The 20,662-nt window shown below is 60.3% G+C and carries 22 protein-coding genes and 1 tRNA gene; 8 read left to right on the top strand and 15 right to left on the bottom strand.

The window, feature by feature from the left end; translation table 11 throughout:
• Positions 1–26: 26 nt before the first annotated feature.
• The 5 genes from AC07XZ_RS03205 to dapA form a co-directional block, all read right to left on the bottom strand.
• Positions 27–116, bottom strand: a tRNA-Ser gene (locus AC07XZ_RS03205).
• A gap of 83 nt (positions 117–199) precedes the next feature.
• Complete coding sequence (gene purC / locus AC07XZ_RS03200; protein ID WP_102685970.1) at positions 200–913, bottom strand: phosphoribosylaminoimidazolesuccinocarboxamide synthase; 714 nt, start codon at positions 911–913, stop codon at positions 200–202.
• 28 nt (positions 914–941) lie between these two features.
• Positions 942–1,700 (bottom strand): MBL fold metallo-hydrolase, encoded by a 759-nt coding sequence (locus AC07XZ_RS03195; protein ID WP_007958017.1) that lies wholly within the window; start codon positions 1,698–1,700, stop codon positions 942–944.
• Between the two features lie 4 nt (positions 1,701–1,704).
• A complete protein-coding gene (gene bamC / locus AC07XZ_RS03190) occupies positions 1,705–2,820 on the bottom strand; it encodes an NlpB/DapX family lipoprotein (protein ID WP_102685969.1) in 1,116 nt (371 codons plus the stop codon).
• Positions 2,821–2,837: 17 nt separating this feature from the next.
• On the bottom strand, positions 2,838–3,716 hold the full coding sequence (gene dapA, locus AC07XZ_RS03185) for a 4-hydroxy-tetrahydrodipicolinate synthase (RefSeq protein ID WP_085747220.1): 879 nt from the start codon (positions 3,714–3,716) through the stop codon (positions 2,838–2,840).
• A gap of 313 nt (positions 3,717–4,029) precedes the next feature.
• Between dapA and AC07XZ_RS03180 the strand changes: the two genes are divergently transcribed.
• Both AC07XZ_RS03180 and AC07XZ_RS03175 read left to right on the top strand, forming a co-directional pair.
• Positions 4,030–4,590 carry a glycine cleavage system transcriptional repressor gene (locus AC07XZ_RS03180; RefSeq protein WP_007958014.1) on the top strand — a complete coding sequence of 187 codons (561 nt, stop codon included), beginning with the start codon at positions 4,030–4,032 and terminating at the stop codon, positions 4,588–4,590.
• Between the two features lie 10 nt (positions 4,591–4,600).
• Positions 4,601–5,074 carry a peroxiredoxin gene (locus AC07XZ_RS03175; RefSeq protein WP_102685968.1) on the top strand — a complete coding sequence of 158 codons (474 nt, stop codon included), beginning with the start codon at positions 4,601–4,603 and terminating at the stop codon, positions 5,072–5,074.
• Positions 5,075–5,108: 34 nt separating this feature from the next.
• Here AC07XZ_RS03175 and AC07XZ_RS03170 read toward each other — a convergent pair whose 3' ends face one another.
• Entirely contained in the window at positions 5,109–6,179 is a 1,071-nt protein-coding gene (locus tag AC07XZ_RS03170) for an AI-2E family transporter (protein ID WP_007958012.1), read from the bottom strand.
• Positions 6,180–6,211: 32 nt separating this feature from the next.
• On the bottom strand, positions 6,212–6,451 hold the full coding sequence (locus tag AC07XZ_RS03165; protein WP_007958011.1) for a sulfurtransferase TusA family protein: 240 nt from the start codon (positions 6,449–6,451) through the stop codon (positions 6,212–6,214).
• Positions 6,452–6,548: 97 nt separating this feature from the next.
• Between AC07XZ_RS03165 and AC07XZ_RS03160 the strand changes: the two genes are divergently transcribed.
• Complete coding sequence (locus tag AC07XZ_RS03160; protein WP_011332906.1) at positions 6,549–7,982, top strand: M48 family metalloprotease; 1,434 nt, start codon at positions 6,549–6,551, stop codon at positions 7,980–7,982.
• A gap of 77 nt (positions 7,983–8,059) precedes the next feature.
• On the opposite strand, the gene AC07XZ_RS03155 is transcribed toward AC07XZ_RS03160, so the two are convergent.
• The 4 genes from AC07XZ_RS03155 to rpoE all read right to left on the bottom strand — a co-directional run bounded on the left by AC07XZ_RS03155 (position 8,060) and on the right by rpoE (position 11,886).
• Positions 8,060–9,508, bottom strand: a complete 1,449-nt coding sequence (locus tag AC07XZ_RS03155) for a DegQ family serine endoprotease (RefSeq protein ID WP_102685967.1) — start codon at positions 9,506–9,508, stop codon at positions 8,060–8,062.
• A 206-nt stretch (positions 9,509–9,714) separates the two neighbouring features.
• Positions 9,715–10,677, bottom strand: a complete 963-nt coding sequence (locus AC07XZ_RS03150; protein ID WP_007958001.1) for a MucB/RseB C-terminal domain-containing protein — start codon at positions 10,675–10,677, stop codon at positions 9,715–9,717.
• Between the two features lie 8 nt (positions 10,678–10,685).
• Positions 10,686–11,273 (bottom strand): sigma-E factor negative regulatory protein, encoded by a 588-nt coding sequence (locus AC07XZ_RS03145; RefSeq protein ID WP_085747223.1) that lies wholly within the window; start codon positions 11,271–11,273, stop codon positions 10,686–10,688.
• Between the two features lie 31 nt (positions 11,274–11,304).
• Positions 11,305–11,886 (bottom strand): RNA polymerase sigma factor RpoE/AlgU, encoded by a 582-nt coding sequence (rpoE, locus tag AC07XZ_RS03140; RefSeq protein WP_003172477.1) that lies wholly within the window; start codon positions 11,884–11,886, stop codon positions 11,305–11,307.
• Between the two features lie 558 nt (positions 11,887–12,444).
• Here rpoE and nadB point away from each other — a divergent pair.
• On the top strand, positions 12,445–14,061 hold the full coding sequence (nadB, locus tag AC07XZ_RS03135) for an L-aspartate oxidase (RefSeq protein ID WP_102685966.1): 1,617 nt from the start codon (positions 12,445–12,447) through the stop codon (positions 14,059–14,061).
• Here the strand turns inward: nadB and AC07XZ_RS03130 are convergent.
• Together AC07XZ_RS03130 and AC07XZ_RS03125 are read right to left on the bottom strand one after the other, a co-directional pair.
• Entirely contained in the window at positions 14,030–14,482 is a 453-nt protein-coding gene (locus tag AC07XZ_RS03130) for a protein YgfX (RefSeq protein WP_102685965.1), read from the bottom strand. The two genes, nadB and AC07XZ_RS03130, sit on opposite strands and share 32 nt — an antisense overlap.
• Positions 14,466–14,720, bottom strand: coding sequence for an FAD assembly factor SdhE (locus AC07XZ_RS03125; protein WP_007957989.1), 255 nt, complete (start codon positions 14,718–14,720; stop codon positions 14,466–14,468). Before AC07XZ_RS03125 ends, AC07XZ_RS03130 begins: the two co-directional genes overlap by 17 nt.
• 149 nt (positions 14,721–14,869) lie before the next feature.
• On the opposite strand from AC07XZ_RS03125, the gene ygfZ reads away from it, so the two are divergent.
• Both ygfZ and AC07XZ_RS03115 read left to right on the top strand, forming a co-directional pair.
• Complete coding sequence (ygfZ, locus tag AC07XZ_RS03120) at positions 14,870–15,811, top strand: CAF17-like 4Fe-4S cluster assembly/insertion protein YgfZ (RefSeq protein ID WP_102685964.1); 942 nt, start codon at positions 14,870–14,872, stop codon at positions 15,809–15,811.
• A 35-nt stretch (positions 15,812–15,846) separates the two neighbouring features.
• Positions 15,847–16,668, top strand: a complete 822-nt coding sequence (locus AC07XZ_RS03115; RefSeq protein ID WP_039772686.1) for an HDOD domain-containing protein — start codon at positions 15,847–15,849, stop codon at positions 16,666–16,668.
• Here the strand turns inward: AC07XZ_RS03115 and AC07XZ_RS03110 are convergent, their stop codons facing one another.
• Together AC07XZ_RS03110 and AC07XZ_RS03105 are read right to left on the bottom strand one after the other, a co-directional pair.
• Positions 16,669–18,054 (bottom strand): sensor histidine kinase, encoded by a 1,386-nt coding sequence (locus AC07XZ_RS03110; protein WP_011332897.1) that lies wholly within the window; start codon positions 18,052–18,054, stop codon positions 16,669–16,671. It lies immediately after the preceding gene.
• Positions 18,047–18,718 carry a response regulator gene (locus AC07XZ_RS03105; protein WP_007957980.1) on the bottom strand — a complete coding sequence of 224 codons (672 nt, stop codon included), beginning with the start codon at positions 18,716–18,718 and terminating at the stop codon, positions 18,047–18,049. The genes AC07XZ_RS03110 and AC07XZ_RS03105 overlap by 8 nt, the downstream gene beginning before the upstream one ends.
• A gap of 450 nt (positions 18,719–19,168) precedes the next feature.
• Between AC07XZ_RS03105 and AC07XZ_RS03100 the strand changes: the two genes are divergently transcribed.
• Positions 19,169–20,146: a Bug family tripartite tricarboxylate transporter substrate binding protein gene (locus AC07XZ_RS03100; RefSeq protein WP_102685962.1), complete on the top strand. Its 978-nt coding sequence runs from the start codon at positions 19,169–19,171 to the stop codon at positions 20,144–20,146.
• 56 nt (positions 20,147–20,202) lie between these two features.
• A complete protein-coding gene (locus tag AC07XZ_RS03095; RefSeq protein ID WP_102685961.1) occupies positions 20,203–20,661 on the top strand; it encodes a tripartite tricarboxylate transporter TctB family protein in 459 nt (152 codons plus the stop codon).
• The last annotated feature ends 1 nt before the right edge of the window (position 20,662 follow it).

The raw sequence follows: 20,662 nt of genomic DNA, 5'->3' as shown, positions 1-20,662 counted from the left end.
CTCAGCTACGGGGCTTTTTCTATGTATGGCGGAGAGATAGGGATTCGAACCCTAGGTACCGGTGAAGGTACAACGGATTTCGAATCCGTCCCATTCGGCCACTCTGGCATCTCTCCAACGGCGCGCATCATAACAACACTTTTAGCGAAAGCAAACCCTCTTTCGAAAATTTCTCCGTGCTATCAGATGCTTGCGTCGATTAAAGCGGTACGCCCAGACGGTTGGCGACTTCTTCGTAGGCTTCGATGACGTCACCGAGGCCCTGGCGGAAGCGGTCCTTGTCCATCTTCTTCTTGGTGTCCTTGTCCCACAGACGGCAGCCGTCCGGGCTGAACTCGTCGCCCAGGACGATGGAGCCGTCGCTGAACACGCCGAATTCAAGCTTGAAGTCCACCAGCAGCAGGCCTGCGTCGTCGAACAGTTTGCTCAGGACTTCGTTGACCTTGAGCGACAGTTCTTTCATGCGCGCCAGTTGCTCGGCGGTGCCCCAGCCGAACGCCACGACGTGGGATTCGTTGATGAACGGGTCGCCCTTGGCGTCGTCCTTCAGGAACAGTTCGAAGGTGTACGGGTTGAGCTTCATGCCCTCCTCGACGCCCAGACGCTTGACCAGGCTGCCGGCGGCGTAGTTACGCACGACGCACTCGACCGGGATCATGTTGAGTTTTTTCACCAGCACTTCGTTGTCGGCCAGCAGCTTGTCGAACTGGGTCGGAATGCCAGCCGCTTCGAGTTTCTGCATGATGAAGGCGTTGAACTTGTTGTTCACCATGCCTTTGCGGTCGAGCTGCTCGATGCGCTTGCCGTCGAACGCCGAAGTGTCGTTGCGAAACAGCAGGATCAAGCGGTCAGCGTCGTCGGTCTTGTAAACCGATTTGGCTTTGCCGCGGTAGAGTTCTTCACGTTTTTCCATGATGGGCTCCGCTTGCTAAGTAGATGGGCTAGGCGATGTGGCGCCAGTCGAGCCCTGAATCTTGATCGGCCAGTTGCAGCCAGTCCGGGTCGCACCCGAGGGTGTCGACAAAACATTGCCGGGCCAGCTGCGGCAGGTTGTTCTTGCTGCTCAGATGGGCCAGGACCAGGTGTTGCAGGCCTTGCCAGCCCAACTCGGCCACCAGGAATGCCGCCTGATGGTTGTTCAAATGTCCCAGCTCGCCGCCCACCCGCTGCTTGAGAAAGTACGGGTAATGACCACGGGCCAGCATGTCGCGACAGTGATTGGACTCGATCATCAACGCATCAAGGTCCCGATAACCGTCCAGCACCCGCTCGCAGTAAGAGCCCAGGTCAGTCAGCAGGCCGAAGCGCCGCTCACCGTCACTGAACACGTACTGGGTCGGTTCCTGCGCATCATGGGCCACGGCAATGACCCCGATGTTCAGAGCACCGATCTGCAGTTGCTCGCCACCAGTCACGAAACCGGCAGGTTCAATCGGTTTGCGCATCCCGCGCAGTGTGCCGCGACTGAGGTAGACAGGCAGATTGTAGCGCCGAGACAGCAAACCCACGCCATGCACGTGGTCGGCATGTTCGTGGGTTACGAGTATCGCGCTCAGTTGCGCCGGGTTCACACCCAGGCGCAACAGGCGTTTTTCGGTTTCCCGCAGGGAAAAACCACAATCCACCAGCACATACGTATCAGCACTGGCGATCAGCGTGCCGTTCCCTTGGCTACCGCTGCCGAGAACGGCAAAACGCATTGGATCAGCCCAGGTTGTCCTGAATCACGCTCAACACTTTGCGAGCCACATCGGCCGGCGCAACGGTGTTGATGTTTTTCTCGACGGTCACCTGAACGTTCTCGCCGACCTTGCTCAGGCGAACCTGATAGCGCTCGGCGCGGGCTTCAACTTCTTCCTTGGTCGGCGCGCTGCCGAACAGGCTGCTGAAGAAACCAGGCTTCTCGTCTTTCTTCTCGGCCTTTTCGGACAAGTTGATGTAGTAGAGACCCAAGCTGCGGTTGATGTCTTCAACGCGCCATTCGCCCTGCTCCAGCGCACGACCGACGCTCGACCAGGCACGATCCAGGTCCGTACCGACGTTCAGTACCGGGTTGCCGCTGCCGTCTTCACTCAGGCTGACACGGCTCGGGGTATCGAAATCACGCGAAGCCAGCATCGACACCGAACCACCCTTCTCGGAGGTACGGCTCATGCTTGCGAGCATGTCGTCGACCAGCGCAGCGTCCAGGCCAGTGTTGACCGAACGGTTGGTGAAATCGACATTGGCGGTGCTGCCGGCAGGACGCTCGGCGCTGACCACATAGACTTCACTGGTGTTGCGCTGCACGCCTGGCTCGATGCGCACCCGCACGCGGGTTTCGCTGTCGTTGCTGACGCCGGCGGCGCTCAGGCGCTTGGCCATGGCGGCGGACAGTTCGTCGGAATGCTGCCAGGTAGTGGTGAATTCACCGGTTTGCGGGCGCTGTTCATCCAGACGGAAACCGTTGTCCTGGAAGTACTGCACCGCCACTGGCCAGACTTCGGCCGGTGGGTGCTGGGCCATGACCCAACGCGAATCACCGCTCTTCTGCAGCGAGTAGTCGCTGGCGTCGGCAACGGTCGACAGGGGTTGAGGGCGCGGAACGATGTATTCACCCTTGGCGGTGTCGTCGGCCACGTTGCGCGGGATCGGCAGCAGCGGATCCAGGCGCTTGGAGGTGCTGACATCCGGTGGCAGTTGCATCGGTGCAGTCTGTTGCGCTTCCAGGTAATCGCTACCACGGTCACGGAAATAACCTTCCGGGCCCCAGACCCATCCGCAGCCACTGGTGCTGGAGATAATCAAGGCAAGTGCGGAAAGTCCGGCCATTCGCTTCATGCGTTGTACTTCCTCAATTAAACCAGGACGCTGCACTGGCGCAGGGCCGAGCGCAACGTTTCATGACAAGGTGTGCTCAGCCAGGTCAGCGGCAGGCGGATGCCTTCGTGCATCAGGCCCATTTCGACCAAAGCCCACTTCACAGGAATCGGGTTGGCTTCGATGAACAGGTCCTTGTGCAGCGGCATCAGTTTTTCGTTGATGGCCCGTGCGGTCTCGGCGTCGCCCTTGAGCGCGGCCTCGCACAGGTCGGCCATTTCGCGCGGGGCGACGTTGGCGGTGACGGAGATGTTGCCCTTGCCGCCCAGCAGAATCAGCTCGACTGCGGTCGGATCATCGCCGGACAGCACGATGAAGTCCTTGCTCACGCCGTCGATGATCGCCTTGGCGCGTTTCAGGTCGCCGGTCGCTTCCTTGATGCCGATGATGTTCGGCACGGTGGACAGGCGGATCACGGTCTCGGCCTGCATGTCGCAGGAGGTGCGGCCGGGAACGTTGTAGAGAATCTGCGGGATGTCGACCGCTTCGGCGATGTGCTTGAAGTGCTGGTACAGGCCTTCCTGGGTCGGCTTGTTGTAGTACGGGACGACCAGCAGGCAGGCATCGGCGCCGGCTTCTTTGGCATTGCGGGTCAGCTCGACAGCTTCGCGGGTCGAGTTGGCGCCGGTACCGGCGATCACCGGAATGCGACCGGCAACCTGTTTGACCACGGCTTTGATGACGGCGATGTGTTCTTCTACATCAAGGGTTGCCGACTCGCCGGTGGTGCCGACCGCGACAATGGCATGAGTGCCGTTCTTGAGATGGAAGTCCACGAGTTTGCTGAGGCTGTCCCAGTCAAGACGCCCTTGTGCATCCATGGGTGTGACCAGTGCCACCATACTGCCCGCAATCATGAAACCGCTCCTGCCGGAAAAAGAGAGCGGTAATGGTACTGGCGCCAAGATGCTTGCACAAGCGAAGTACTGTGCCGCCATTCCCCTTGGCGCCGCTTTTCGCTACCCTTCAGACTTTGATCGGTACTGATCAGCTTGTACGCCGGGTTCCAGTCTCCCGTTTCGGCCTCCCGGGCCCCGTTCCAGTGTCGTTGCCGTACGCTTCCTTGTTGATGGAGCCGTAACGCCACACGAATCGGGCCTTCCGGACAGTCATTGCCCCGGCAATCAACGCCCTCTCCCTACCGACCGCTCATCGCTTTAGGAATGCTGCATGTCCACCCCCACAGTTCGCGAACAATTCCTTGTCATCAGTGCCCTCGGCGCCAATCCCATGGAGCTGACCAACGTCCTGTGCCGCGCCAGCCATGAAAACCGCTGCGCGGTGGTCACCTCGCGCCTGACCCGCCACGGCGAGTGCAGCGCGCTGGTGCTCGAAGTCTCCGGCAGCTGGGACGCCCTGGCTCGCCTTGAAGGCAGCCTGCCGGTGCTGGCCAAGCGTCATGCGTTCACCGTCAACGTGGTGCGCAGCGCCGCCCTGGAAAACCGTCCGCAAGCCCTGCCGTACGTGGCTTACGTGTCTTCGGCGTACCGTCCGGACATCATCAACGAGCTGTGCCAGTTCTTCATGGATCACAACGTCGAGCTGGAAAACCTGACGTGCGATACCTATCAGGCACCGCAGACCGGCGGCACCATGCTCAACGCCACGTTCACCGTGACCCTGCCCGCCGGCACCCAGATCAGCTGGCTGCGCGACCAGTTCCTGGATTTCGCCGACGCCATGAACCTGGATGCACTGATCGAACCGTGGCGCCCACAGAACCCAATGTAAGGAAGCTTTCATGGCCGTTGTCATCGACCAACCGGTTACGGATTTCGAAGCACCTGCCACCAGCGGGCAGACTGTCAGCCTGTCGGCCCTCAAGGACAAGCAAGTGGTGATCTACTTCTATCCGAAGGACAGCACCCCGGGCTGCACGACCGAAGGCCAGGGATTTCGCGATCAATACGCAGCATTCAAGGCTGCCAACACGGAAATCTTCGGGATTTCCCGCGACAGCCTGAAGTCCCACGAGAACTTCAAGTGCAAGCAGGAGTTTCCGTTCGAGCTGATCAGCGACAAGGACGAAGCCGTCTGCCAGCTGTTCGACGTGATCAAGCTGAAAAAACTCTACGGCAAGGAATACCTGGGCGTTGATCGCAGCACCTTCCTGATCGACAAGAACGGTGTACTGCGTCAGGAATGGCGCGGTGTGAAGGTACCAGGACATGTCGATGCAGTGCTGGCTGCTGCTCAGGCGCTGAACAAGGCCTGATGTTGTCGGCGCCCTTGCGGGCGCCGATTCATTCTCAAAGCAGCGGCGCCACCACCGGCTCCTTGCGCGGCCAGGCATCAAGCACAGCCTTGAACAGCGTTGCCAGCGGAATCGCGAAGAACACGCCCCAGAATCCCCACAACCCGCCGAACAACAGCACCGCGCAGATGATTGCCACCGGGTGCAGGTTGACCGCTTCGGAAAACAGCAACGGCACCAGCACGTTGCCATCCAGCGTCTGGATGATCCCGTAAACCGCCATCAGATAGATGAACTGATCACTCCAGCCCCACTGGAACAGCGCAATTAGCAGCACCGGCACGGTCACCACCACGGCGCCGACATACGGCACCACCACCGATACGCCGACCAACAGGGCCAGCAGCGCCGCGTAGTTGAGACCCAGTGCGACGAAAGCGATATAGGTCACGCCGCCACAGATCACGATTTCGATGACCTTGCCGCGAATGTAGTTGGCGATCTGCCGGTTCATTTCCTCGGCGACCCGGGTGATCAGCGCCCGCTCACGCGGCAAATAGCCGCGCACCCACTCGCCGATCATTGCCCGATCCTTGAGGAAGAAGAACACCAGGATCGGCACCAGCACCAGATAGATCATGATGTTCACCAGCAGCGGCAGGCTCGACAACGAGAATGTCAGCGCCCACTGGCCGAACTTGCCGATCTCGCCTCGCGCTGCTTCGATGGCTTGCAGTACCTGCTCGTCGGAGACCAGATGCGGATAGCGCTCGGGCAGCAACAACAGCAGCGATTGCCACTTGGCGAGCATCCCAGGCAATTCGTTGAACAGGGTGATCAACTGATGCCAGAGCAACGGCAGCACCACGACGATGAACACCATCAGCACGCCCATGAACAGCGCAAACACCAGACCGACCGCCGCGCCGCCGGGTACGCGCAGGCGTTCGAGCGTGACCACCAGCCCCTGCATCAGGTACGCCAGCACCATCCCGGCCAGCACCGGCGCGAGCATTCCGCCCAGCGTCAGCACCGCGGTGAAGGCGAGAAACAGCAAAACCGCCAGCACCACCGCTTCCTCATCGGAGAAGTAGCGCTGAATCCAGTCGCGCAACACTTTGAACATCAATTTTCCTTAGGTCATTTACGCGGTCGGTTTCAGGCTTTTTTCAGCCAGTAACGGTAGACACCCGCCTCGTCTTCTTCACGCAGCAGCGTATGACCGGCCAACTTGGCAAAGGTGCGAAAGTCGCGCTGCGAGCCTGCATCCGTGGCAATTACCTTGAGTACCGCGCCACTAGGCAGCTTGTTCAGCTCCATCTTGGCCTTGAGCAACGGCAACGGACAATTCAGGCCACTGGCGTCCAGTTCACAGTCATGGGCTACAGCGTCGGTCATGCGTCACTCCGGATCAGGTGGTCAGGCTGCCTAGAATATCTGGTCGCAGGCCCGGTGTCCGGCTACAGTAAGGTCTTTGTCGACTAAGGCTTTGTGCATGACATTTCTGCGCCCTACCCTGCTGACGCTCGCTTGCCTGCTCGCCTCACCGGGCTTCGCCGACGACCTGCCGTCACTCGGTGACGCCAGCTCTGCCATCGTCTCGCCACAACAGGAATATCAACTGGGTCGCGCCTGGCTGGCCTTGCTGCGCAGCCAGGTTTCGCAGCTCAACGATCCACAGCTCAAGGACTACGTCGAGTCCAGCGTCTATAAGCTGGTGGAAACCAGCCAGGTCAATGACCGACGCCTGGAATTCATCCTGATCAACAGCCCGCAGCTCAACGCCTTTGCGGCGCCGGGCGGGATTGTCGGGGTCAACGGCGGTCTGTTCCTCAATGCCCAGACCGAGGGCGAATATGCCTCGGTACTGGCTCACGAACTGGCTCACTTGTCCCAACGCCACTTCGCCCGAGGCGTCGAGGCTTCGCAGCGGATGCAGGTGCCGATGATGGCGGCGCTGCTGGCCGGTATCGTGATCGCTGCTGCCGGCGCAGGCGATGCCGGGATTGCAGCGATTGCCGGCACCCAGGCGGCGGCGATTCAGGAACAACGGCGCTTCTCGCGCCAGAACGAGCAGGAAGCCGACCGCATCGGCATCCTCAATCTGGAGAAGGCAGGCTACGATCCGCGCTCGATGCCGACCATGTTCGAGCGTTTGATGCGCCAGTATCGTTTCGACGCCAAGCCGCCGGAATTCCTGCTGACTCACCCGGTCACCGAATCGCGTATCGCCGACACCCGCAACCGCGCCGAACAGGCTAAACCCGGCGGCATCGAAGACAGCAAGCGCTACCAACTGATCCGCGCGCGGGTGCAGTTGACCTACGAAGAAACACCGGGCCTTGGTGCCAAGCGCTTCCGCGCGCAACTGGATGAGAACCCTAAAAACGACGTGGCTCGCTATGGTCTGGCGATCGCCCAGATCAAGGGCGGTCAGTTGAACGAAGCACGGGAGAATCTCAAGCAACTGCTGGAGAAATCGCCGAACGAGATCATCTACAACCTGGCGCAGGTCGATCTGGACATCACCAACAATAAGTTGGCCGATGCCCAGTCACGCGTTGACCGGATGCTCAGTCAGTATCCAGGCAACTACCCGCTGAACCAGGTACGCGTCGATCTGCTGCTGAAACAAAATCGTACCGCCGATGCGGAGAAGGCGCTGGAAGGTTTGTTGAAATCGCGTCCGGACGATCCGGACGTCTGGTATCAGGTTGCAGAAACACGCGGACTGTCCGGCAACATCATTGGCCTGCATCAGGCCCGTGCCGAATATTTCGCGCTGGTCGGCGATTACCGCCAGGCCATCCAGCAACTGGACTTCGCCAAGCGCAAGGCAGGCAGCAACTTCCCGCTGTCCTCACGCATCGATGCCCGCCAGCGCGAACTGATGGAGCAGGAGCGCATGGTCAAGGACATGATGGGTTAAGCCCGCGCTGCGACAAATTCCGGACACAAAAAAACCGCCTCTTTCGAGGCGGTTTTTTTACTTCTTCGATAACTGGATCATTCAGCCAGTTTGAAGGTGATGAAGCTGGCACGGCCCTGACGCAGAACGCGCATCGACACCGAACGGTTTTTCGGCAGCGCCTTGGCGATCTCGGCGAACTCCTTGGAAGAACCAATGGCCTGATTGTTCAGGTGCGTGATGATGTCGCCCGGTTGCAGACCGATCAGGGCTGCAGGACCGTCCTGCACTTCCTTGATCACCACACCGCCCTTCAGATCGTAGGTTTTCTTCTGCTCGGCGCTCAGCTCGGCAACCGATACACCCAGACGATTGCTGCTGGTTTCAGCACCAGATTTTGGCAGAGCATCCAGTTCCTTGTCTTCATCTGGAATGGCGCCGACAGTCAGCTCGACATTCTTGCGCTTGCCGTCGCGAATCACTTCGAGATTGGCTTTGGCGCCAGCCTTCAAAGCACCCACCAGATGTGGCAAGTCAGCGGACATGACGATCGGTTGACCGTTCATGCTCAGAATCACGTCACCCACTTGCAGACCGCCCTTGGCAGCCGGGCCGTCATCCTGAATCTGTGCAACCAGCGCACCGGCCGGTTTATCCAGACCGAACGACTCGGCCAGATCCTTGTTCACTTCCTGGATGACGACGCCCAACCAGCCACGGCTGACTTTGCCGCCACTTTTCAGCTGATTTGAAACGTCCATGGCCACGTCGATCGGAATGGCGAACGACACGCCCATGAAGCCACCGGAACGGGTATAGATCTGCGAGTTGATCCCAACCACTTCACCGTTCAGGTTGAACAGTGGGCCACCGGAGTTACCCGGGTTGATCGGCACGTCGGTCTGGATGAATGGCACGTAGTTTTCGTTCGGCAGACTGCGGCCGACGGCACTGACGATGCCTTGGGTCACGGTGTGGTCAAAGCCGAATGGCGAACCGATTGCGACCACCCATTGACCGGCTTTCAGGTCCTGGGATTTGCCGAGTTTCAGCACTGGCAGATCCTTGCCTTCGATTTTCAGCAGCGCCACGTCAGAGCGTGGGTCGGTGCCGATCAGCTTGGCTTTCATTTCACTGCGATCAGCCAGACGGACGAGAATTTCATCGGCATCGGCGATTACGTGGTTGTTGGTCAGGATGTAGCCATCCGGCGAAATGATGAAGCCCGAACCCAACGATTGCGCTTCGCGCTGACGATCACCACGCGGAGAACGCTGTTGCGGCGGCATGCCCCGCTCGAAGAACTCGCGCAGCATCGGTGGCAAGCCTTCCAGGTCAGGCATCTGCTGGTTCACTTTGCGATCCGGCAGCTTTTGCGTGGTACTGATGTTCACCACCGCAGGCGAGGCCTGTTCGACCAGTTGGGTGAAATCAGGCAGGTTTGCCGGGCTGGCCGCGTCAGCCGCCTGGACTGCAGGAACAGCCTGACCGAGCACCAGCACGGTGGCGAAAATGGAGAGATAAGACTTCAAGCTTGGTATCGACATACAGCTCCCGTTACGACGAGCAGGGTTAAGCGATATGGAGCAAGGAACACCGGAAACCACAGGCCGGCATTTTTGTTCCGGGAACAACAAACAAGGCCAGAGCCGAGAGGCTCTGACCTATAAAAAATTTTCGGGTGTTTTGCAAATGAAAATGCTCAGCAAACATTTCACGTCTCGACGACGAAGTGGAGATAGCTGGAATCAGCTCACTGCTTGCTGGTTGCAGCGCCATCATTGCGCATCGACAGGGCAATCCGTTCGGCGGTCCCGATTGGAATCTCGCCAACCACCGTCACCATCATTTCGCCTTGAGGCGTTGTCAGACGGCGGGATACGGCAACGGTCGGGCCCAGTTGAGTCCGGGTATCGGTGACAGTTGCGCCGTTCAGCGGCTCGAGAAACACGGAGAAGCGGGCAAGACCATCGTCATACATCAGGCTGTTGACCTGGGTCTTGGTTTCCGGATCCTTGTGCGAGGAACTGCTGGTGAGTTCGAAGCCAGGAGGCAGCCAGTCGGAACGCCAGACCTGTGCGGTTTTGACCGCAGAAGCCTTGTCGCTGTCGAGCGTGACTGTCTTGCAATCGGAGTTGGCTTGCAGGTCTTTATCGGATGGTACTTCAGAGGTATCCAGCCGCGTAAACTGGAATCTCTCAAGCAACTGCCCCTTGTCGTTCAACAGCAGCGACTTGAGCGGCAGGCCCGTTTCCTTGTCCAGATGCAGTTCGAAACCGTAGCGGTGCTGATCACGCGGCGTCAGCGATACGATCACCGCTTCACGCCCGGCCACGCGCGACTTGCCAATGACGGCAAGCTCATACCAGTTCTTCAGCTTTTGGGGATCGAGAGGGCGAGCGGCGGAATTGGGAGAATCCCCCAGACCCGCAATCAGGGTGCCGCTGACGCATTGAGTATGTCCATCAATGCGCACGACTTCCTGAGCCGAACCGTCGAGCTGAAGCAAACGCTCTCGGACCTGGCCATTCTGGACGCGATGCCAGATGTTGTGGGTAGAAAAGCTACCGTTACGCTCGTAAACGAATGTGCCGTGAAAGCTTTGCTGCTGCTCGGCCTGGCCCAGGCGGGTCAACCAGTCCTGAGCCTCGTCGGCGTGGGCTGGAACAATGAACCAGCCGCTGAGCAGAAGCGAAAGTAGAGGTATGGCGCGCATGATCCCCCTTAACGGTTTTCCAGGCTTGCTGCACGTGCATATGGCAGCGCGCTCTCGGTGCCTTTCAAGGCAGCCTGTTGAGCATGTTGACGCAGGTAACCTGGCAGACGCTGATCGTGCCAGCCTGGCTGACCTTGCAGTACGCCATTGGCCATTGGGCCAGTAGCTTCCGAACTCTCATTATAGCCTGCCAATACCGCCGGGCCTTTGACCTGAGGGGTAGCCAGCACTGGCTGATTGGATTGCTGAGCGAGTTCGACGCCGGCGATTTCGTCCTGGTTGTACAGACGAACACCTGCCAGTACAGCAACGGTCACCGAAGCGGCTACAGCCAGACGACCGAGGCTGCGCCATGGGCCGCGTGTCACTTTGGCAGGGGTCGCTTCGTCTTCCAGCGCAGCTGAAACCGCCGCAGCGAGATCCAGACGTGGAAGCAACAGATCCTTGTGCATGGCTGCCCGAGCGATCTGGTAACGAGCCCAGGTTTCACGGGTTTCAACGTCGTCCAGTGCATTGAGCACTCGACGCAATTCCAGTTCGTCCGCTTCGTTATCCATCACTGCGGACAGCGATTCCTGCAGGGCTTCACGACTCATGGCGTTCCTCTCTTGGCTGTCGCCGCTGTCTTTAGTTTTCCTGCAACAACGGTTGCAGGGCTTTATCGATGGCCTCCCGGGCGCGGAAAATCCGGGAGCGCACGGTACCAACCGGACATTGCATGACGCTCGCGATGTCCTCGTAACTCAGACCATCGAATTCGCGCAAAGTTAACGCCGTGCGCAAATCCTCTGGCAGCTGCTGAATGGTTCGATGGACGGTGCCTTCGATCTCATCCCGCAGCAATGCACGTTCAGGAGACTCGAGATCTTTCAGGCCGTGATCGCCATCGTAGAACTCTGCATCCTCGGAACTTACATCGCTATCCGGCGGCCGACGGCCGCGTGAAACCAGATAGTTCTTCGCCGTGTTAATGGCGATGCGGTACAGCCACGTATAAAACGCACTGTCGCCGCGGAAATTTCCAAGCGCTCGATACGCCTTGATAAAGGCTTCTTGTGCGACGTCCTGGGCTTCATGGGTGTCGTGCACAAAACGCACGATCAACCCGAGAATTTTGTGCTGATACTTCAGCACCAACAGATCGAAAGCTCGCTTGTCGCCACGCTGAACGCGTTCGACCAGCTGCTGATCCTCTTCCTGGGTTAGCATGAACACTCCTCGATAAACTCAGAGGAGGCTTGCATGACCAAACGACCGGACTTGCAAACATAGACTCGGGCTTTTCGCAAAAGTTCTCCCCCTCCAAGCAAGTTTCCTGCGGGCTCTGATTTGGCACGCACGAAAAACGCAGCGCGGGATGAACCGGCTGCGCGAATAATCTTGTCATCGGCTCGCCGGCAAGAACCCAACCGCAGGTTCCGCATTGAAGCCGACACTGTCCCTTGTTTCGGGCAACTGTCTATTGATCTTGGGCCTTTGGCAAAAGTTCCAAATATTTATAGACGTGCCGCGCCGACATTGTGCAACCGTGAGCGGAAAAAGCGTGTTTCATCTGCGATACAGTCGCTTTTTCCCAAAACCGCTGAAAAAAACATCCGACAAAGCGTCGGTATTTCTCCGTCACGGTAGTTTCACAATGCCATATCGGCCCGGCTATTGTGCCGCCCCACCCCTCTATATACTAGTGGGCTGTGTGGCTGTCTCGACTCGCCCATCCGCCTGTCCTGCGCCAACCCCGACCCGGGTCGCTTTGAGCGGAATCCTGAAATGAGCCAACAGTTTCAACACGATGTTCTGGTGATTGGCAGCGGCGCTGCCGGTTTGAGTCTCGCGCTGACCCTGCCCGGTCACTTGCGCATCGCCGTACTGAGCAAAGGCGACCTCGCCAACGGCTCGACCTATTGGGCCCAGGGTGGCGTCGCGGCCGTGCTGGATGATACCGACACCGTCGAATCCCACGTCGATGACACCCTGAATGCCGGCGGCGGCCTGTGCCATGAAGACGCCGTGCGTTTCACCGTCGAGCACAGCAAGGAAGCGATCCAGTGGCTGATCGACCAGGGCGTGCCCTTCACTCGTGACGAACAGTCCGGCACAGAAGATGGCGGCTTTGAATTCCACCTCACCCGCGAAGGCGGCCACAGCCATCGACGGATCATCCACGCCGCCGATGCCACTGGCGCTGCGATCTTCACAACCCTGCTGGCCCAGGCCAAAGAACGCCCGAACATCGAGTTGCTCGAACAGCGGGTAGCGGTCGATCTGATCACCGAGCGTCGGCTGGGGCTGGAAGGCGAACGCTGCCTGGGCGCCTACGTGCTCAACCGCAAAACCGGGGAAGTCTATACCTTCGGGGCACGCTTCGTGATCCTGGCGTCCGGCGGCGCTGCCAAAGTCTATCTCTATACAAGCAACCCGGACGGTGCCTGCGGTGATGGCATCGCCATGGCCTGGCGTTCGGGCTGCCGGGTTGCGAACCTGGAGTTCAACCAGTTCCACCCCACCTGCCTCTATCACCCGCAAGCCAAGAGTTTCCTGGTGACCGAAGCCCTGCGTGGTGAAGGCGCTCATTTGAAGCTGCCGAACGGCGAACGCTTCATGCAGCGCTTCGACTCACGTGCAGAACTGGCGCCACGGGACATCGTCGCCCGCGCCATCGACCACGAAATGAAGCGTCTGGGTGTCGACTGCGTCTACCTCGATATCAGCCACAAACCCGAAGCCTTCATCAAATCGCACTTCCCGACCGTCTACGAGCGCTGCCTCGGATTCGGCATCGACATCACCAAGCAACCGATCCCGGTCGTGCCGGCGGCGCATTACACCTGCGGCGGCGTGATGGTCGATCAACAGGGCCGCACCGACGTGCCCGGTTTGTACGCCATCGGCGAAACCAGCTTCACCGGCCTGCACGGCGCCAACCGCATGGCCAGCAACTCGCTGCTCGAATGCTTCGTCTACGCCCGATCGGCGGCGGCGGACATTCTCGAGCAACTGCCCGACGTCGCGATCCCGCGCGCCCTGCCCGCCTGGGACGCCAGCCAGGTGACCGACTCCGATGAAGACGTGATAATCGCCCACAACTGGGACGAATTGCGGCGCTTCATGTGGGACTACGTGGGCATCGTGCGCACCAACAAGCGCCTGCAACGGGCCCAGCATCGCGTGCGTTTGCTGCTGGACGAAATCGACGAGTTCTACAGCAACTATAAAGTCAGCCGTGACCTGATCGAGTTGCGCAACCTGGCGCAGGTAGCGGAACTGATGATCCGCTCGGCCATGGAGCGCAAGGAAAGCCGTGGCCTGCATTACACCCTCGACTACCCGGACCTGCTGCCCGAAGCACTCGACACTATTCTGGTGCCGCCCACCTACGTCGGCTGAACTTGAGGCGTACCCGCAGGCGTCGGTGCAGATCCGCCGCCTGCGCATCCCGGGGCACGCAGATCAACCTGACCCGCCACTCACCGCGCAATCGAAAGCGCAGCACCACGATCAGTGGCAGCGCCAGACTGTCCGGGCGCAATTGCACCGCCTGCCAGCCATCGGCCCGATTCCACAGTTGCCAGCCATCGGCGTCCCGGCGCAATCCGCAGAATGCCTTGGGATGACTCAGCAGGATCTGCCGCGGCAACACCCAGGCAGCATGGGCGAGACACGCGAAAACCCCGAGCAACCCGACCCAGAATGGAATCGATAACAGAAACAGAGAACCCAGCGCGAATGCCTGGGCCAGAAGATACGCCGCCAGCAACTGCCGTGAGGCATGCCAGCGGCATTCAAACGTGTTACTTGGGCTGGACACGATCCAGAATCATGCGAACCATGCGTTGCAGTTCAGGATCTTCCGATTCGCTGCGCTCCATGAACCAGCCGAACATGTCCTGATCCTCGCACTCGAGCAGGCGGACATACAGCGCGCGATCCACCTCGTTCAGATTGGCGTAGACCTCTTTCACGAACGGCACCAGCAACACGTCAAGCTCAAGCATGCCGCGACGGCTGTGCCAAAAGAGGCGATTCAGTTCAACTTGTTCGACCATGGAGCCCTCCTCAAATAGGCCGCAAGTATACAGGCCCGAAGCGGGCCGAACAGTCGGCTTTGGTCGGGCACCACCGATCCTTTATCAACTACCCATTTCAACACCACCCCCTTATGATGTGCCCCAGTCTATTTACCCTGCGATGACCCATGGCCGATTCTGCTTTTTTCTGCACCCTCTCTCATGAAGGCGTTCTCGCGGTTCGCGGCGCGGATGCCGGCAAATTCCTGCAAGGCCAGCTGACCTGCAACATCAATTACCTGAGTGATACCCAGGCCAGCCTCGGTGCCCGCTGCACGCAGAAAGGCCGAATGCAGTCGAGTTTCCGCATCGTGCTGGAAGGCGACGGCGTACTGCTGGCGATGGCCGGCGAGCTGCTGGAGCCGCAACTGGCGGATCTGAAAAAGTACGCGGTGTTCTCCAAATCGAAACTGACCGACGAAAGCGCCTCCTGGGTGCGCTTCGGTCTGGATCATGGCGATGCTGCCCTGAGCAGCCTGGGTCTGGAACTGCCGGCGAATACCGACAGCGTGGCTCGCCACGAAGGGCTGATCGCGATTCGCGTCTCCCCGAACCGTGCCGAACTCTGGGTGCCTGCCGATCAGGCCGACGGCATCAAAGGCAAGCTGTCCGCGCAGTTGAGCGAAGGCGAACTCAATCAGTGGCTGCTGGGCCAGATCCGCGCCGGCATCGGTCAGGTCATGCCGAGCACCCGCGAGCTGTTCATCCCGCAGATGCTCAACCTGCAAGCCGTCGGCGGCGTGAGCTTCAAGAAAGGCTGCTACACCGGTCAGGAAATCGTCGCGCGCATGCAGTATCTGGGCAAGCTCAAGCGTCGCCTGTACCGCGTGCAACTGGACGCCAGTGAATTGCCGGAGCCGGGTACCCCGCTGTTCGCCCCGAGCCACGGCAGTTCCATCGGCGAAGTGGTGCTGGCCGCCCGTGCCGAAAAGAATATTGAACTGCTGGCGGTGTTGCAGGCCGAAGCTGCCGACGCAGGCGATTTGCATCTGGGCACGGCCGAAGGTCCGGCGCTGCACTTGCTCGACCTGCCTTACGAACTGGATCGCGACCGCGAAATCCAGCGTTGATCGCAGCATTTGTTGCAACACCCTAGAGAAACGACATGAGTGAGCTGGCGGATAAGGTCCAACAGGATTTGGTTGAGGCCATCGATAACGATGACCTGGTTCTGCCAACGTTACCGGAAGTGGCCCTGCAGATTCGCAAGGCCGCTGAAGATCCGGACATCAGCGTCAGCGACCTGAGCAAAGTGATCGGCCGCGACACGGCGCTGTCGGCGCGCCTGATCAAAGTGGTCAACAGCCCGCTGCTGCGCGCCACCCAGGAAGTCACCGACCTGCACACCGCCATCACCCGGCTCGGCGTCAACTACAGCAGCAACCTGGCGATCGGTCTGGTGATGGAACAGATCTTCCACGCCCGCTCGGATGTGGTCGAACAGAAGATGCGCGAAGTCTGGCGCAAGAGTCTGGAGATCGCGGGGGTCAGCTACGCCCTGTGCCGTCGCTATACCCAGCTCAAACCCGATCAGGCCGCGCTCGGTGGACTGGTTCATCAGATCGGCGTGCTGCCGATCCTGACCTATGCCGAAGACCACTACGAATTGCTGTCCGATCCGGTCAGCCTCAACCATGTGATCGACCACATTCATCCGTTGCTCGGCGACAAGCTGCTGCGGGTCTGGGAGTTTCCGGAGCGTCTGGTGGAGCTGCCGGGGCTGTATCAGGACCTCAAGCGCGAATCGCAGCAGATCGATTACGTCGACATCGTGCAAGTGGCCAGCCTGTATTGCCACAAGGACACCGACCATCCGCTGGCCCGCATCGATCCGTTCAGCGTGCCGGCATTCCGCAAGCTTGGCATCGATCCGGAAAACAAGGCGCTGTGCGCCGATCTGGAAGAATCGCGGTCGATGTTCTACTGATCAACCGGCGACAAAACTCACCCGCACTTTCAAACCTGCCTGCTCGCCATCGTGCAGACTGATCTGCGCCAGATGCGCGCGGCAGATTTCCCCGACAATCGCCAACCCCAGCCCGGAACCGGCCACCTGCTGGTTGCGCCGGTAAAAACGTTCGAACACCCGATCCCGCTCTTCCAGCGGAATGCCCGGCCCATCGTCTTCAACCTCCAGCACCGCCGGCGCCGTAACCCGCAGAATCACGTTGCCGCCCGGCGGCGTGTGCGCCAGCGCGTTGTCCACCAGATTGCTCAGCAACTCGTTGAGCAATGTCGGTTCGCCACGCAGCCAGACCGGCTCGTCCGCTTCCAGCGCCAAGGCAACGCCGCGAGCATGAGCCAGCGGTGCCATGGCCATGCCCAGTTCCCGCGCCAACTGACTCAGATCGAGCAACTGCGCCCCGCCCTCGGCGATCGCCCGGGCGCCGTTTTCCACCCGGGCCAGCGACAACAACTGGTTGGCCAGATGGGTCAGGCGATCCGTGCTTTGCGCCGAGGATTCCAGTGTGTCGCGCCAGGTCTGCGGCTCGTTTGAGCGCAAGCCCAGTTCAAGTCGAGCCTTGAGTGCCGCCAGTGGCGTGCGCAGTTCATGGGCCGCATCGGCGATGAATTGCGCCTGCCGCTCGAATTGCCCGCGCAGGCGTTCGGTAAAGTGATTGAGCGCCCGCACCAGCGGCCACAACTCGTGTTGCACCTCGACCAGCGGCAACGGCCGCAGGTCATCGGGCTGACGCTCTTCCACTGCCGTGCGCAAACGCTCGATCGGCCGCAGCGCCGCACTCACCGCAAACCACACCAGCAACAACGCGCCAATCGCCAGCATCCCGAGCCGCAGCAAGGTATCGGCGGCCAGGCTGCGGGCCATGCTGACGCGCGCCTCGTCGGTTTCGGCGACGCGGATTTCCGCCATGCCGTTCATGTTCGGCTCGCTCACTGCCTTGAGCAGACTCACCACACGTACGTTCTGCCCCTGATACTTCGCGTCGTAAAAGCGCGCGAGGGCGGGATAGCTGTCGGTTCTCGGGGTGCCTGGCGGCGGGCCCGGCAGATTTTCATAGCCGGAAATCAACTTCTGGTTGATGTCGTTGACCTGGTAATAGATACGACCCGCGCTGTCGTAAGCAAACGTATCGAGCGCCACATACGGCACGTCGGCACTGAGACTGCCATCGCGCTGCGACAGACCGGCGGCGATGGTCCGCGCCGAGGCCAGCAGCGTGCGGTCATAGGCGGTGTCGGCGGCCTCGCGACCGTTCCAGTACGCGCTCAATCCGCTGGCGAGCATCAACACCACCAGCAGCAACGCGAGGTTCCACAGCAACCGCCAGCGCAGGCTGCTGGGCTTATGCATCGCGGCTTTCCAGCAGATAACCCAGACCGCGGAAGGTCACGATGGCCACCGAATGGCCGTCGAGCTTCTTGCGCAGGCGATGCACGTAGATTTCGATGGCGTCGGGGCTGGCCTCTTCGTCGAGACCGAACACCTGCGCAGCCAGTTGTTCCTTGCTCATCACCCGCCCCGGACGGGCGATCAGCGCTTCGAGCACCGCCTGTTCGCGGGAGGTCAGCGTCAGCAATTCATCGCCGAGGGTGAAGCGCCGGGTGTCGAGGTCATAGGCCAGCACACCACAACGCTGCTGGCGTTCGCCGCCGAGCACGCTGCGGCGCAGCAACGCCTTGACCCGCGCTTCGAGCTCAGTGAGTTCGAACGGCTTGGCCAGGTAATCATCGGCGCCGAGATTGAGCCCATGGACCCGATCCTTGACGTCGCTGCGGGCCGTCAACATCAGCACCGGCAGGTTCTTGCCCCGGGCCCGCAGACGCGCCAGCACTTCAAATCCGTCCATGCGCGGCAGGCCGACATCGAGAATCGCCACCGCGTATTCCTCGCTGCCCAAGGCCAGGTCGGCAGCCACGCCATCGTGCAAGACATCCACAGTCAGACCGGTGCTCTTGAGCGCCTGGGCGACGCTTTCAGCCAGCGGCAAATGGTCTTCGACGAGCAGGACACGCATGGATCTCTACCTCATTCAGGGATGGTCGGCGCCATTCTTTGCGGCGGAGTTTACAGCCGCAACCGCCACTGTGAAGCCCGAAAACACGCGAAAGAATACTGAAAGGTTAGCGAAAGGTTGGGCCGTTAGAGTCGTTTCACCGAAGGTCCCGACTGCCGACCTTCGCCGTTTTGCCTGTACTTGCACCGTAGCTTCAAAACGTAGCTCTCGAAAAACGCCACGATGCGTTTTCGCCAATAAGAACAATAACGAGGTACTGCACCATGCTGTCGACACAGCTTCAGGTTGACCCGTTTCATTCTTCCTCTCGAATTTCCCCGTTTTCGCTTGTCAGCGCCATCCTCGGCTGCGCGGCGTTCAACCCGTCCGGGTCTGAGCCTGATAGCCTGCGCGCGCGCAACTGCCGCACCTGAAACATCCCCAAAAACAACAACTCCCGTGGAGACACTCATGAACCGATCCCTGCGCCGTTTCGCCCTCGCCGCCGGTTGCGTGCTGTTCGCCGGCCAACTGATGGCCGAACCGAAACGTCCGGAATGCATCGCCCCCGCCTCCCCCGGCGGCGGTTTCGACCTGACCTGCAAACTGGCGCAAAGCGCGCTGGTCAACGAAAAACTGCTGACCAAACCGATGCGCGTGACCTACATGCCCGGCGGCGTCGGCGCGGTGGCGTACAACGCCGTTGTGGCGCAGCGTCCCGCCGATGCGGGCACTCTGGTGGCGTGGTCCAGCGGTTCGCTGCTGAACCTGGCCCAAGGCAAGTTCGGTCGGTTCGATGAAACCAACGTGCGCTGGCTGGCGGCGGTCGGCACCAGCTATGGCGCCATCGCGGTGAAAAACGATTCGCCCTACAAAACTCTCGACGATCTTGTGCAGGCGCTGAAGAAAGATCCGAGCTCCGTGGTCATCGGCTCCGGCGGTACCGTCGGCAGCCAGGACTGGATGCAGACTGCGCTGATCGCCAAAGCCGCCGGGATCAACCCACGCGACCTGCGCTACGTCGCCCTCGAAGGGGGCGGCGAGATCGCCACCGCCCTGCTTGGCGGCCACATTCAGGTCGGCAGTACCGACATCTCCGACTCTATGCCGCACATTCAGAGCGGTGACATGCGCCTGCTGGCCGTGTTTGCCGAGAAACGCCTGGACGAGCCGGAAATGAAGGACATTCCTACCGCGCGCGAGCAAGGCTACGACATCGTCTGGCCGGTGGTGCGCGGTTTCTACCTCGGGCCGAAAGTCAGCGATGAAGACTACGCCTGGTGGAAAGACTCCTTCGACAAACTGCTGGCCTCGGAAGACTTCGCCAAGCTGCGTGATCAGCGTGAACTCTTCCCGTTCGCCATGACCGGTCCCGAGCTGGACACCTACGTCAAGAAACAGGTGGCGGACTACAAGGTGCTGGCCAAAGAGTTCGGCCTGATTCAGTGATCGTCTCTGTCTAGCGTCCATGGCCCTCTCGCCGGGGCCATGGCAGGAGTTCCCTCATGCTTATTCAACGCATTTTTGCCTCAGTGCTGTTGCTGGCCTGCGCCGGCCTGGCGCTGATGGCGTGGCCGTATCAGGCGGCTTTTTCCTACGAACCGGTCGGTCCTCGGGCATTCCCTCTGTTGATGTTGGGCCTGATGAGCCTGGCGCTGCTGTACATGGTGTTTCGCCCGGCGCCGATCAAACACAGCGATGACGAGCCGCCGCTGGATCGCGAAACCCTGACCAAGATCGCGATCTGCGTCGCCCTGCTGCTGGTGTTTGCCGGTTTGTTCGAGCCGCTGGGCTTCATCCTCAGCAGCATTCTGATCGGCATTCCGATGGCGCGCCTGTATGGCGGGCGCTGGGTGCCCAGCGTCATTGTCACGACGCTGATGGCGATTGGTTTGTACGTGTTGTTCGACCGCGTGATGGACGTTCCGCTGCCCCTCGGCCTGCTCGACGTTCTGGAGAACTGAT

The sequence above is a fragment of the Pseudomonas sp. GW458-11-26-14-LB4 genome, assembly GCF_059423925.1.
This window is presented reverse-complemented; position numbering and strand designations above follow the sequence as displayed.